At 45.5% G+C, this 13,254-nt stretch carries 13 protein-coding genes; 12 read left to right on the top strand and 1 reads right to left on the bottom strand.

The annotated features are described in order from the left end of the window. Window positions 1-8 precede the first annotated feature (8 nt). The 6 genes from ABDK00_RS15175 (at window position 9) to ABDK00_RS15150 (ending at window position 7,795) form a co-directional block, all read left to right on the top strand. On the top strand, window positions 9-1,649 hold the full coding sequence (locus ABDK00_RS15175) for a ribulokinase (RefSeq protein WP_346236505.1): 1,641 nt from the start codon (window positions 9-11) through the stop codon (window positions 1,647-1,649). Between the two features lie 160 nt (window positions 1,650-1,809). Beyond that, window positions 1,810-2,508, top strand: a complete 699-nt coding sequence (locus ABDK00_RS15170) for an L-ribulose-5-phosphate 4-epimerase (protein ID WP_346236506.1) — start codon at window positions 1,810-1,812, stop codon at window positions 2,506-2,508. A 74-nt stretch (window positions 2,509-2,582) separates the two neighbouring features. Further along, window positions 2,583-4,085, top strand: coding sequence for an L-arabinose isomerase (gene araA, locus ABDK00_RS15165; protein WP_346236507.1), 1,503 nt, complete (start codon window positions 2,583-2,585; stop codon window positions 4,083-4,085). Window positions 4,086-4,158: 73 nt separating this feature from the next. Further along, window positions 4,159-5,892 (top strand): sodium:solute symporter family transporter, encoded by a 1,734-nt coding sequence (locus ABDK00_RS15160; RefSeq protein WP_346236508.1) that lies wholly within the window; start codon window positions 4,159-4,161, stop codon window positions 5,890-5,892. Window positions 5,893-5,988: 96 nt separating this feature from the next. Beyond that, on the top strand, window positions 5,989-6,705 hold the full coding sequence (locus ABDK00_RS15155; protein WP_346236509.1) for an EcsC family protein: 717 nt from the start codon (window positions 5,989-5,991) through the stop codon (window positions 6,703-6,705). Between the two features lie 46 nt (window positions 6,706-6,751). Further along, complete coding sequence (locus ABDK00_RS15150; RefSeq protein ID WP_346236510.1) at window positions 6,752-7,795, top strand: hypothetical protein; 1,044 nt, start codon at window positions 6,752-6,754, stop codon at window positions 7,793-7,795. A 70-nt stretch (window positions 7,796-7,865) separates the two neighbouring features. Here the strand turns inward: ABDK00_RS15150 and ABDK00_RS15145 are convergent, their stop codons facing one another. After that, window positions 7,866-8,699 carry a transketolase gene (locus ABDK00_RS15145; RefSeq protein WP_346236511.1) on the bottom strand — a complete coding sequence of 278 codons (834 nt, stop codon included), beginning with the start codon at window positions 8,697-8,699 and terminating at the stop codon, window positions 7,866-7,868. Between the two features lie 148 nt (window positions 8,700-8,847). Between ABDK00_RS15145 and ABDK00_RS15140 the strand changes: the two genes are divergently transcribed. The 6 genes from ABDK00_RS15140 to ABDK00_RS15115 all read left to right on the top strand — a co-directional run bounded on the left by ABDK00_RS15140 (window position 8,848) and on the right by ABDK00_RS15115 (window position 13,202). Next, a complete protein-coding gene (locus ABDK00_RS15140) occupies window positions 8,848-9,993 on the top strand; it encodes an MraY family glycosyltransferase (protein ID WP_346236512.1) in 1,146 nt (381 codons plus the stop codon). Window positions 9,994-10,066: 73 nt separating this feature from the next. Next, a complete protein-coding gene (frr, locus tag ABDK00_RS15135) occupies window positions 10,067-10,630 on the top strand; it encodes a ribosome recycling factor (protein WP_346236513.1) in 564 nt (187 codons plus the stop codon). An 8-nt stretch (window positions 10,631-10,638) separates the two neighbouring features. Next, on the top strand, window positions 10,639-11,397 hold the full coding sequence (locus ABDK00_RS15130) for a PPK2 family polyphosphate kinase (RefSeq protein WP_346236514.1): 759 nt from the start codon (window positions 10,639-10,641) through the stop codon (window positions 11,395-11,397). A 60-nt stretch (window positions 11,398-11,457) separates the two neighbouring features. Next, window positions 11,458-11,841, top strand: a complete 384-nt coding sequence (gene mscL, locus ABDK00_RS15125) for a large conductance mechanosensitive channel protein MscL (RefSeq protein ID WP_346236515.1) — start codon at window positions 11,458-11,460, stop codon at window positions 11,839-11,841. A 96-nt stretch (window positions 11,842-11,937) separates the two neighbouring features. After that, a complete protein-coding gene (locus ABDK00_RS15120; RefSeq protein WP_346236517.1) occupies window positions 11,938-12,732 on the top strand; it encodes a segregation and condensation protein A in 795 nt (264 codons plus the stop codon). Window positions 12,733-12,788: 56 nt separating this feature from the next. Next, window positions 12,789-13,202 (top strand): OsmC family protein, encoded by a 414-nt coding sequence (locus tag ABDK00_RS15115; protein ID WP_346236519.1) that lies wholly within the window; start codon window positions 12,789-12,791, stop codon window positions 13,200-13,202. The last annotated feature ends 52 nt before the right edge of the window (window positions 13,203-13,254 follow it).

Genomic DNA, 13,254 nt, shown 5'->3' with positions numbered 1-13,254 from the left:
TTGCCGCCATGTCTCAAGATGTTTATGTAATAGGTGTTGATTACGGATCAGATTCTGTACGATCGGTAATAGTAAATGCCTTGGATGGAGCAGAGATTGCTGCTTCGGTTTTTGAATACCCGCGCTGGAAAAAGGGCCTTTATTGCGATCCGGCGGCCAATCGCTTTCGTCAGCATCCGCTCGATTATATTGAAGGCCTGGAGGCAACGGTAAAAGCATGCATTGAAAAGGCAGGCCCCGACGTAGCGCAGCGTATTCGTGGCCTTTCTATTGATACAACCGGTTCCACGCCGGTGGCAGTCAACAACCAGGGCGTGCCGCTGGCATTAACACCAGCATTTTCCGAAAACCCGAACGCCATGTTCGTGCTTTGGAAGGATCATACTTCCATAAAAGAGGCCGATGAAATCAATCAGCATGCCCGCAGGTTTGATGTCAATTATCTTCAATACGTTGGTGGCATTTATTCCAGCGAATGGTTTTGGGCAAAATTGCTCCATGTGTTTCGCGAAGACGAACAGGTAAGAGCAGCGACCGCCAGCTGGGTGGAGCATTGCGACTGGATTCCGTTTTTATTAACCGGTGGCAATGATGTTAAAAAGATCAAACGCGGCGTGTGTGCTGCGGGCCATAAAGGCTTGTGGGCAGCAGCTTTTAACGGGTTTCCGCCTAATGATTTTTTTGCTGCGCTCGATCCATTATTAGATGGGTTTACTTCAAAACTTCCCAACGAAACCTATGCCGCCGATCAGCCAGCCGGAACGATTTCGAACGAATGGGCCGACAGGCTGGGGCTCAACACCGACGTGGTAATTGGCATTGGCGCTTTCGATGCGCATATGGGCGCCGTTGGTGGGCAGATCGAACCTTACTTTTTAAGTAAAGTAATGGGCACATCGACCTGCGACATGCTCGTGGCGCCGGTAAACGAAGTGGGCGACAAATTGGTACGCGGCATTTGCGGCCAGGTTCCGGGATCTGTGATTCCGGGTATGATGGGATTAGAAGCGGGCCAAAGCGCTTTCGGCGACATTTATGCCTGGTTTAAAAACCTGCTGTCATGGCCCCTGCAATTTTTGGAAAATGAAGCGCAACGCGAGGCCGTTGAATCAAAAATTATAAAAGAACTTTCGGAAGCTGCCGCCCGGCTGCCGCTTCATGATGAAGATGAATTAGCTATCGACTGGCTGAACGGGCGCCGAACGCCCGATGCAAGCCAGTTGTTAAAAGGTGCGATCAGCGGACTGAATCTGGGAAGCGATGCGCCTGCCATTTTCAAAGCTTTGGTGGAAGCCAGTTGTTTTGGGGCGCGTGCCATTGTCGATCGTTTCAATAGCGAGGGCATTCCCGTAAAAGGCCTGATCGGGGTCGGCGGCGTCGCGCGAAAAGCGCCCTATGTAATGCAGGTGATGGCCGATGTGATGAATATGCCGATTAAGATTCACCGTTCCGAACAAACCTGCGCCACCGGTGCAGCGATGTTTGCAGCAACGGCGGCGGGCATCTACGCCACGGTTGAAGACGCCATGAAAGCCATGGGGCAAGGCTTCGACGCTGAATATCACCCGCAGCCGGAAAACGTGGCATATTATGAAAGACGCATGAAAAAATATGAGGCGTTCGGAAAGTTTGTTGAAGCATCGCTTTAATGCAATGTCCATGAACAATAGACTAAAACAACATTTTTTATTAAATCATCAATAAATATGTGGCATCGGTCTTGCCACGCTCGGTTCAACTTTGGTGCAGACGGCAACCCACATATGCTTTGCAATCATTGACCAGGCTGTGAACCATTAACAATAAACAATGAACTACAAAAATATACGCGAGGCGGCCTATGAGGCTAATATGCAATTACCCCGGCTCGGGCTTGTTCTTTTTACATTCGGCAACGTCAGCGAAGCCGATCGTGATTTAGGATTATTTGCGATCAAACCCAGCGGCGTGGCTTACGAAAACCTTTCTCCCGAAAAAATGGTCATTGTCGATTTCGATGGTAATACCATAGAAGGCGAACTCAACCCATCTTCCGATACGAAAACCCACGCCGTGTTATATAAGAACTGGGACCACATTAACGGCATTGTGCATACGCATTCTACGTATGCGACAGCCTGGGCGCAGTCATTGAGAGATATTCCCATTTTTGGAACGACGCATGCCGACTACAATACAGTGGATATTCCCTGCGCGCCGCCCATGAGCGATGACATGATTAAAGGCAACTACGAGTATGAAACCGGTTTTCAGATTATCAACTGTTTTAAAGAGAAGGGACTGGATTATAAAGAAGTAGAAATGGTGCTCGTGGGCAATCACGCGCCTTTCACCTGGGGCAAAAATGCTGCAAAAGCGGTTCACAACAGCGCAGTATTGGAGCAGGTTGCAAAGATGGCATTGCTTACCGAACAAATAAATCCTCAGGCGCCGCGCTTGAAACGGGCGTTAAAAGATAAGCACTATGAGCGCAAGCATGGACCCGATAGCTACTATGGCCAGGCGTGAAAATGATGAATGAGGCTCTAAATGCTGGTTCCTCGTTACTGGTATCAAGCATCAAGTATCTAATATCTAATATCATGATAAACCTAAAAAAGTTTGAAGTTTGGTTTGCCACCGGCAGCCAAAACCTGTATGGCGAACAAACGCTGATCGAAGTGGCAGAACACTCGAAAGAAATTGCTGCCTACATCAACGCGCATAGCGCGATTCCTGTTACAGTAGTGTATAAAGGCACCTTGAAATCGACTGAAGAAATTTATAATTTTTGTGCAGAGGCCAACCACAATCAAAATTGTATCGGGGTGATTACCTGGATGCACACTTTTTCGCCTGCCAAAATGTGGATCAACGGCTTGAAAATTTTACATAAACCCCTGCTCCATTTTCATACGCAGTATAACCGCGACATTCCATGGGATTCGATTGATATGGATTTTATGAACACCAACCAGTCGGCACACGGAGACCGTGAGTTTGGATTTATGGTCAGCCGCATGAGAAAACGCAGAAAGGTGGTCGTGGGCCATTGGAAAGATGAAAACGCCATCGCCCGTATTGCGGTGTGGACAAGAGCTGCCGCAGGCTGGCATGATTGGCAAGGTGCGCGCTTTGTGCGTTTCGGCGACAATATGCGTTATGTGGCCGTTACTGACGGCGATAAAGTAGAAGCCGAACTGCGATTCGGTTATAGCGTTAATACCCATGGTGTCGGCGACCTGGTAAAAGTAATTGATGGTATCAGTGACCAGGAAGTGAGCGATTTGATTGCGGAATATAATGATACCTACCAGGTAATGGAAGGGTTGCAAAAAGATGGACCGCAATATCAATCTTTGGTAGATGCGGCCAGGATTGAATTGGGGCTAAAACATTTTCTGGAAGACGGAAATTATAAGGGCTACAGCGACACGTTCGAAGACTTGCATGGCATGAAACAATTACCCGGTATTGGCTCCCAACGGATGATGGCCGCCGGTTACGGTTTTGCGGGCGAGGGCGATTGGAAAACAGCGGCGCTCGTGCGTGCTATGAAGGTAATGGGCGCGGGTCTGCCGGGCGGCAATAGTTTTATGGAAGATTATACTTATCATTTTGATCCGAATAATGCATTGGTACTGGGATCACATATGTTAGAAATTTGCCCGAGCATTTCCGATGGGAAAGCTAATGTGGAAATCCATGCTCTGGGAATCGGCGGTAAAGAAGATCCGGTGCGCCTGGTATTTAATGCGCCCGGCGGGTCCGCCCTAAACGCATCGGTAGTAGACATGGGCAACCGTTTCAGGTTGTTAGTGAATGAAGTGGAAGCTGTAGAGCCGCAACACGATTTGCCAAAACTTCCGGTGGCGCGCGTGCTTTGGAAGCCATACCCTGATATGAATACGGGCTGTGCTGCCTGGATTCTTGCCGGAGGCGCCCATCACACGGGTTATTCTCAAAATCTTACTTCCGAACATCTGGAGGATTTTGCAGATATGGCCGGCATAGAATTTACGCTTATCAATAAAAACACTGATTTATACCATTTCAAAAACGAATTGAGGTGGAGCGACGTGTATTATCAATTGAATAAAGTATAAAAAATTTAACTTTCGCGAATGTTTTATTAATTATATTAGCAAACTTTTTAACAATTTTTCAATTGCTGTCATTATGAGTAATAATTTAGGTACGCTTGATTATATCGTGTTTTTCACATATTTTATTCTTGTCGCGTCATACGGTTACTGGGTTTATATGCGTAAAAAGAAAGCAACCGTTTCTGCTTCGCACGATTATTTTTTAGCGGAAGGGTCGCTGACCTGGTGGGCGATCGGCGCTTCGCTGATTGCTTCGAATATTTCGGCTGAACAGTTCATCGGGATGAGTGGTGAAGGTTTTTTTGTTGGCGTAGCAGTGGCAGCCTACGAATGGATAGCCGCAGTGGCGCTGATTATTGTTGCGATCTGGTTTATACCCGTCTACCTGAAGAATAAGATTTATACGATGCCGCAGTTTCTCGAAACCCGGTACAACAAATCGGTTTCGCTAATCATGGCAATATTCTGGTTGTTTCTTTACGTTATTGTAAACCTGACTTCCATTTTGTATCTCGGTGCGCTCGCGATCAACACTTTATTGGGTGGCGATTATCTCCATATTATTATGATCGTCTTGCTGATCATGGCGTTGCTGATTGGTTTGGGCGGCATGAAAGTAATTGGATATACCGATGTAATTCAGGTGGCGGTGTTGATTATTGGCGGGTTTGCTACGGTGTACATGGCCCTGCAAATCGTAGATCAGCGGGTGAACGGAGCCGCAGTGGGCAGCGCCCTGGCAGGTTTTAAATCGTTGCTGAATGAAGCGCCCGGACACTTCAACCTCATGCTCGAAAAACCTAAGGTGACGACTACCACTTTGTCGATGCCCGAAAACCTGGATGTTCAAAAATATGTGGTATTGCCCGGGCTGGCTATGTATTTTGCCGGCCAGTGGATTGTGAACCTGAATTATTGGGGCTGTAATCAATATATCACACAACGTGCTTTGGGTGCAGATCTGAAAACCGCGCGTACAGGTATTTTATTTGCCGGATTTTTGAAACTGTTCATGCCTATTATTGTAATGCTTCCCGGTATCGCTGCTTATGTGTTATATACCAAAGGGCAGTTGCCTGGTTTTAACGGAGTGAAAGATGGCGCTTATTCGGCTATTCTTGGCTTTTTGCCCGTGGGCTTAAAAGGTCTGGCGGTGGCAGCGCTTACGGCGGCCATTGTAGCTTCGCTGGCAGGAAAAGTGAATAGTATTTCTACTATTTACACTTTAGATATTTATAAGAAATATCTTAAATCCGACGCTACGGAAATTCAGATGGTGCGGACCGGAAGATGGGCGATCATCATTGCAATGCTGGTAGCGCTCGCGTTCACCTGGACGGATGCGTTAGGCATTGGCGGAGAAGGAGGGTTTACCTTTATTCAAAAATATACCGGCTTCATCAGCCCGGGTGTGTTTGCGATGTTTTTGCTCGGGATGTTCTGGAAGCGTACCACCGGTGCAGCGGCTCTGGTAGGCGTGATCTTAGGATTTTTACTGGCCATTTTCTTTAACAGCTACGCCGTTGATATTTTCGGAAAGGAAACATGGATGTACACAGCCTTCACCTATGAAAAAATGGAAAAAGGTGTCGTGCATACGATCACTGAAATTCCGTTCTTAATTAATATGGGCTGGTCGTTTGTGATCACCGTAGCGGTGATGGTGGCAATGAGCCTGGCCGGACCAAAAATCAATCCTAAATCCTTTGCTATCGATAGCAGCATGTTCAAGGTAGACCCAAGAACACTGATTTTGATCGTTATTACGCTACTCTTAATCACCGCGATTTATGTGAGGTTTTGGTAATAATCTTTTTTAGCATAATAGAAAATACGGCCCGGAACATTGCGGCCGTATTTTTTTGTGAGAAGAGGTACAGTTTTTGTCAAATCGGAAAGATATATGGATAGTTACGAACTATATGCGAAGGCAGAGCTGGCCAGGTGGCAGGCGAAAATGATGAAAGGGCCTGGGCTATTCAGCAAGTTGTCAAAAAAGACGCAAGACAAGATGAACGCCCTCATCCCGGAAAAAGTTCATAAAGCCGTAACGGTTGTTATCAAACAGATGATAAGAGCAGTACTGTTTGGCGCAAAATATACAACAGCCAAGCCTTCGGTTGGATTGTCTTTGCTCGAGCGCGAGTTGGTGGTGAAAGAAAAGATAAAATTCTATCGCAGCACCGCCGCTGTGGAAGGCGGCATTACCGGCGCCGGCGGCTTTTTTCTAGGGCTGGCAGATTTTCCTTTGCTGCTCACGATTAAATTAAAGCTACTGTACGAAATAGCCGGGGTATATGGTTTTGACCTGAACGCCTACCAGGAACGGGTTTATCTGCTCCATATATTTGAATTGGCATTCTCAAGCCGGCGGCATAGCCGTGACATTTATCAGAAAATAGCTGATTGGGAGCGAAGCTCGGCCACGCTTCCCGATGATATCAATCAATTTAACTGGCGAAAATTTCAACAGGAATATCGCGATTATATTGATTTGGCAAAAATGGCGCAGTTGCTGCCGGTGGTTGGCGCTCCCGTCGGCATTATTGCTAATTATACACTTATTAAAAAATTAGGAACTACCGCTATGAATGCCTATCGGATGAGACTCTTAAGTTAGCATTTTGTTTTAAGCCTTAATATTTGTTACCCTCTAAACCTTTTAAATGAAGTTGATTCACTTTCTCGTATGGCCTGCTATCATCTTTGGCTGGGCTTGTAATGACGTACCCTCCGTTTCCGGCCAAGCCGACGCACCGACCGATGTATTAAAAGATAGCGCTCCTGCGGCAAGCGACACAACGCCCGTTCAGCCAAAGCGTCAGGTTGGAATAGACACGGCTTTGTTTAACAAAAAAATGGCCTGGATGGCAAATGGGGACAGTTCCGGCAGATGGCCCGTTAAAGCGCCTTACCCGTTGGAAGGCGCCCTGCTACCCTTTAAGCGCGTGGTGGCGTTTTATGGCAATCTATATTCTAAAAGAATGGGGATTTTAGGAGAACTTCCCAAAAAGGAAATGCTGCAAAAGCTACAAACGGAACTAAAAAAATGGAAAGAAGCAGATCCGGAAACGCCACCCATAGCGGCTTTGCATTATATTGGTGTAACAGCGCAGGGACTGCCGGGCAAAGACGGCAAATACCGTTTGCGTATGCCGCTTCATCAACTTGATACGATTCAGAACTGGGCGGATGAAATTGAAGGGCTGGCTTTTGTCGATGTGCAGGTTGGCCTAAGCAGCTTGCAGGAAGAACTGCCGCGGTTTAAACCTTACCTGAAATCGCCCACCTTTCATTTGGGCATCGATCCTGAATTTTCAATGAAGGATGGCAGAAAGCCCGGCTCGGCGATCGGTAGTTTTAGCGCTGATGATATCAACTATGCGATCGGCTTTTTGGCCGATATCGTGCGGGAGCATCATTTGCCGCCAAAAATCCTGGTCATTCATCGGTTTACCAACGATATGGTGCAGCATTATAAAGCGATCAGGAAAGTGCCGGAAGTGCAGGTTGTTATCGACATGGACGGCTGGGGCGGTAAGGCGCTGAAGGCTGCCACCTGGAGAAGGTATATTTACGAACAGCCCGTTCAGTTTGCGGGCTTTAAGATTTTCTATAAAAATGATCTGAAAAAGGGATCGTCTGGGCTCTATGCACCAGGCGAGCTAATGAAGTTTCAGCCAATCCCCCTTTATATTCAATATCAATAGCCTTGGCGCATCCATAAAAAAGGCCGGAAAATATTGCTTTCCGGCCTTTTTAAATTTTTGTATGATGCGATTAATAATCTCCAAGCGTTTCGGGCAATTGCTCCAGCGCTTTCGCAAGCTGCTCATCGTTGGGGGCAATGCCGTGCCAGCCGTGATCGTTCTCCATAAAATCTACACCTTTGCCCATGATCGTATGCATCATGATCGCCACAGGCTTGCCCTTCCCGGTTGCGGCTTTTGCTTTTTCCAGGCCCGCAATCACATCATCCATATCGTTACCGTTCATTTCCAGCACATGCCAGCCAAACGTCTCAAATTTTTCGTGCAGGTTGCCCATGTTTAATACTTTCTCTGTCGGCCCGTCAATCTGTTGGCCGTTCCAATCCACGGTGGCAATTAAATTATCAACTTTATGATGGGCTGCAAACATTACGGCTTCCCAAATCTGGCCTTCATTCAATTCCCCGTCCCCATGGAGTGAATACACCAATTTGTCGTCGCCATTCAATTTTTTTGATAAAGCGGCGCCAATCGCAACGCTTAAACCCTGGCCAAGCGATCCACTTGCTACGCGTACGCCAGGCAGGTGCTCGTGGGTAGCCGGGTGGCCCTGAAGCCGGCTATTGATTTTTCTGAAAGTCGCTAACTCTTTAATATCAAAATATCCCGAACGGGCTAAAACAGAATAAAAAACAGGGGAAATATGGCCGTTAGACAAAAAGAAAAGATTTTCGTTTTTGCCTTCCATATTGAAAGAAGGATCGTGCTCCATCACTTTAAAATAAAGCGCGGTTAAAAAATCCGCACATCCCAGCGAACCTCCCGGGTGCCCGCTTTGAGCTCCGTGTACCATCCTTACTATATCGCGTCTTACCTGTGAAGCTGTTTCCTGCAATGTTGCCATCGTTTCTGTTTTTTAATGAGTTGCAAAAATGCATTTTTTTTGCAAAAGGTTGAAATATTGTTTGATTGGCCGAAAATAATAAAAAATCGGCTCGAAAGTTGCAAATTGGACATGAATAACTACCTTCGTGTAACCTTAACCTTATCGAATGCTTCAAATTTTTGTATCAGCTATAATTTCATTTATAGTTGCTTTTCTGGCAATCCCTGTAATAATCCAAATTGCAGACAAGAAAAAGCTATACGATATTCCTGATGAGCGTAAGCTTCACAAAAACACTATCGCATCGCTGGGAGGCATTGGCGTGTTTATTGGGCTTACGTTTTCCTCCCTTATCACGATTAATTTTCAGCAGAATCCGGAATTTCAATATTTCTTTGCCGCTATCTTCTGCATGTTTTTTATCGGCTTGAAAGATGACATTATAGCGCTTTCAGCCTTTAAAAAATTTATTGTGCAAATCGTTGCGGCCGGCATCGTTATTCACCTGGGCGGACTTGAGATCAAAAGTTTGTATGGTATTTTTGGTATCCATGAAATTGAATCGGTGTATGGCGTGCCGCTGACCTATTTATCCATCATCCTGGTTGTGAACGCCTATAATCTGATCGACGGAGTGGATGGCCTCGCTGGCGGCCTTGGACTGATGATCATGATGCTGCTGGGCGCTTATTTCACCCTTTCGGGCATGACGGCCTATGCTATACTTTCTTTATCGCTGGCCGCCGGGCTTATGGCGTTTATGATTTTTAATTTTCATCCGGCTAAGATTTTTATGGGCGATTCCGGCTCCTTGTTAATCGGGCTCTTGGCTTCCATATTGGTTTTGAAATTTATCAATGTGGCCGGCGATCCCAACTCGGCTTTCCACATTCATTCGGCAGCCGCTGTGGGTGTGTCGCTATTGTTGATTCCGCTCGTTGATACCATCCGGGTTTTTTCAATCCGCATTCTGAAAGGGCGCTCGCCTTTTTCACCTGATAGAAATCATATTCACCATATCCTTCTCGATAAAGGCCTGAATCATGCTTCTGTAACGTTGGTTTGTGTTTGCGCAAACGTTGCGATCATTGGTGGGGTTTATTTTGCCAGAAACCTGGGCAATACGGCGCTTTTATTAATTGTTTTTGGGCTTTCCATTTCCTTTATCGGCGTGTTGTACGCCACGATACCCAGGCGCCGCAGAATTATTCAGCGGCAGATTTTTTCAGTTTTACAGGATAGAAGGGCTACATCGAAAGTGATTGATCTTACTACAAAAAAACATTTGCCGGCAGAGAAAATACAGGGTTGATCAGATTGTATTTGAATGACTTCAAAATCTTCACACATTTCGTTAGTTTTGCCGGCACGTCAAAATATAATGTATGCAAGATCAAATTGATAAGATTTTAGAAGCTTCGGAAGATAGTATGAAAAGGGCGATCAGCCATCTGGAAACGGAACTGGCTAAGATCCGCGCCGGCAAAGCCACTCCCCAAATCGTTGATGGTATTGTTGTAGATTATTACGGTTCTCCGGTACCTGTTAACCAGGTTGGAAATATTACCGTTATGGATGCGCGAACGCTCAACATTCAGCCCTGGGAAAAGAATATGCTGCAACCCATCGAAAGAGCTATTATCGCCGCCAATATTGGCATCAATCCACAAAATGATGGAGTAAACATCAGGCTATTTTTGCCTCCTTTGACGGAAGAGCGCCGCAAGGAGCTGGTAAAGAGAAGTCAGGCTGAGGGCGAAAATTCAAAAGTGGGTGTGCGAAGCGGCCGTCGCGATGCGATAGAAGCTATTAAAAAGCTGCAAAAAGATGGCCTGAGCGAAGACGCTTCCAAAGACGCGGAAGCAAGTGTGCAACAACTTACCGACTCTTATATTCAATTGGTGGAAAAACACCTTGCTGCGAAAGAAAAAGAAATCATGTCGATATAAAATCCAATATGCCGCAATTTAATCTTTCAAATATTGATTCCAAAGCCCCGGAGCATCTACATAAGGAGGATTGCAAGGAGCAAACGAAGGAGATGTTGAAGGATTTGGCCGAGCTGCAAAATTTATTGTACGCGGAAGGCAAACACGCGTTGCTGGTGATTTTGCAGGGAATGGATGCCAGCGGCAAAGACGGCGTTATTAGAAAAGTGTTTGGCAGGCTCAATCCCCAGGGAGTGCGGGTGGCCTCCTTTAAGGTGCCCACCGAAGAAGAAGCTGCGCATGATTTTTTATGGCGTATTCATAAAAATGTACCCCGGAAGGGTGATATTCAGATTTTTAACCGATCCCATTATGAGGATGTGCTGGTGACGCGGGTGCACGGCTGGTGTAGCGACGAATTGGCGCAAGAACGTTTTGCTGCAATCAATCATTTTGAAAATCTTTTGCAACGCCATAACAATACGGTTATCCTGAAATTTTACTTGCATGTTTCAGCAGAGGAGCAACGGGAAAGATTGCAGGAACGAATGACCAATCCGGCTAAGATGTGGAAATATAATCAGAAGGATTTTGTGGAAGCCGCACTAAGAGAAAAGTATTATCGATATTATCAGGAATGCTTTGAACATTGCAATCAGCCCGAATGGACCATTGTGCCCTCAGATCAAAACTGGTATAAAGAATACGTGATAGCGAAAAAGGTATTCGACAGTCTTAAACAATTAAAAATGGAGTATCCTTCATTACCTCAAACCAACGCCGTATAAAAAGCAAATGCTGGCATTATTATTCCTTTATAATCATTTTAAACATTAAAAACGTCAATTATGGGATTCTTAAAAGAATTTAAAGAGTTTGCAGTAAAAGGAAATGTCGTTGATCTGGCCATCGCCGTAGTAATCGGCGGCGCATTTGGTAAAATTGTAACCTCTCTGGTAGAAGACATTATTACCCCAGCCATTTTAACGCCTGCGCTCGAAAAGGCTAATCTGAAAAACCTCAACGAGCTTGTCATTCCAGGCACTGCCATTAAATATGGTAATTTTCTGTCCCAGGTGATTTCGTTTATTATCATCGCTTTTGCTTTGTTTTTAATTGTAAAGGCGCTTAATAGCATGAAGAGAAAAGAGGAAGCTGCCGCACCCGCCGGACCTTCGTCTACCGATAAATTATTGATGGAAATCAGGGATGAGTTGAGGACAAAGCCTTAATATCTTTTCCTCCGCTCTTCTGTAAAATAGTGTACGTTTGTAAGTCCTGGTGCTTCGGCACGCAGGACTTTATTTATTGAGCATAAAAATAGGAATTTGACAAACTCAACTTATCAGATAAAACTTTCGCAATTCGAAGGGCCTTTCGATCTTTTGTTATTCTTTATCGAACGCGATGAGCTGGATATTTATAACATTCCCATTACGCAAATCACCAACGATTTCCTGGATTACATCCATAATCAGGAAGCATTGAATATTGAATTGTCGAGCGAGTTTATTTTATTTGTTTCAACATTGATGCGCATCAAGGCAAAAATGCTTATCCCGAGAAAAGAAATAGATGCGCAGGGAAATGAGATCGATCCTCGCGAGGAACTGGTAAGCAAAATCCTTGAATACAAAAAGTTCAAGGAAGCAGCGGCGCTGATGGCAGAGAAGGAAGCGCTGCGCATGCTGATGATCAAACGCGGCAATATTCAACAGGAATTGTCGGCGGTAGGAGCAGAAGCGGGCGAGGGAACCGAAATTCAAGCGCTTTCGCTTTTTAAATTGATGAAGGCCTTTGAGAAAGCCATGCAAAAGTATAGCGACCGCGTGAACAAGCCTGTGCATACGGTGGTCCGCTACAGCTACACGATGGAAACGAGCAGGAGCCAAGTGATCGAAATGGCTCAGAAGGAAAAAAACATTTCCTTCGAAAAGCTTTTTGAGATTGCAGAAAACCGCGTTCAGGCCATATTTATGTTTCTTTCCGTGCTTGAACTGGTGCAGCAGAATTTTCTAAAAATCATGACCGGCGAAGGAAAAAATAACTTCTTGCTGGAATTTGTGGAGCCCGAAGACAGAGATCCTGAAATAGAAGTAAGCGACGTGTCGTCGTTTGATTAATAGGAACAGTTATTGCAGCTATAGCTCTGATTTCTAAACCTAAAAAATTATAAAAAATGAAGCGTTTTGCATCTGCCAATTGGCAAGGTTCGGGTAAAGAAGGAAAAGGCACGAATACCACTCAGTCTGGTGTATTGGATAAAGTTCCCTATGCTTTTAACACCCGTTTCGAAGAGGGAAACCCCGGCACAAACCCGGAAGAATTGATTGCGGCGGCCCATGCGGGTTGTTTTACAATGAAGTTGAGCTTTGTATTGAACGAAGCTGGTTTTACGGCCGATAATATCGACACAAAATGTACCGTTGATTTTCAGGACGGAGCAGTGGTGAGCAGCCATTTGGACGTGACGGCGACTGTGCCCGGCATTGATGATGCAAAATTTCAGGAGGCAGTCAAAAATGCGGAGGAAAATTGCCCGATCAGTAAGTTGCTGAATACGAACATCAGCTCAACCGCTCAGTTGGCATAAAGAAAAAAAAAGTCCCCGTAGATTTTCGGGGACTTTTCAATATATGAAAGTT

The organism is Niabella insulisoli, from assembly GCF_039652435.2.
In the GTDB taxonomy this organism is placed as follows: domain Bacteria; phylum Bacteroidota; class Bacteroidia; order Chitinophagales; family Chitinophagaceae; genus Niabella; species Niabella insulamsoli.
This window is presented reverse-complemented; position numbering and strand designations above follow the sequence as displayed.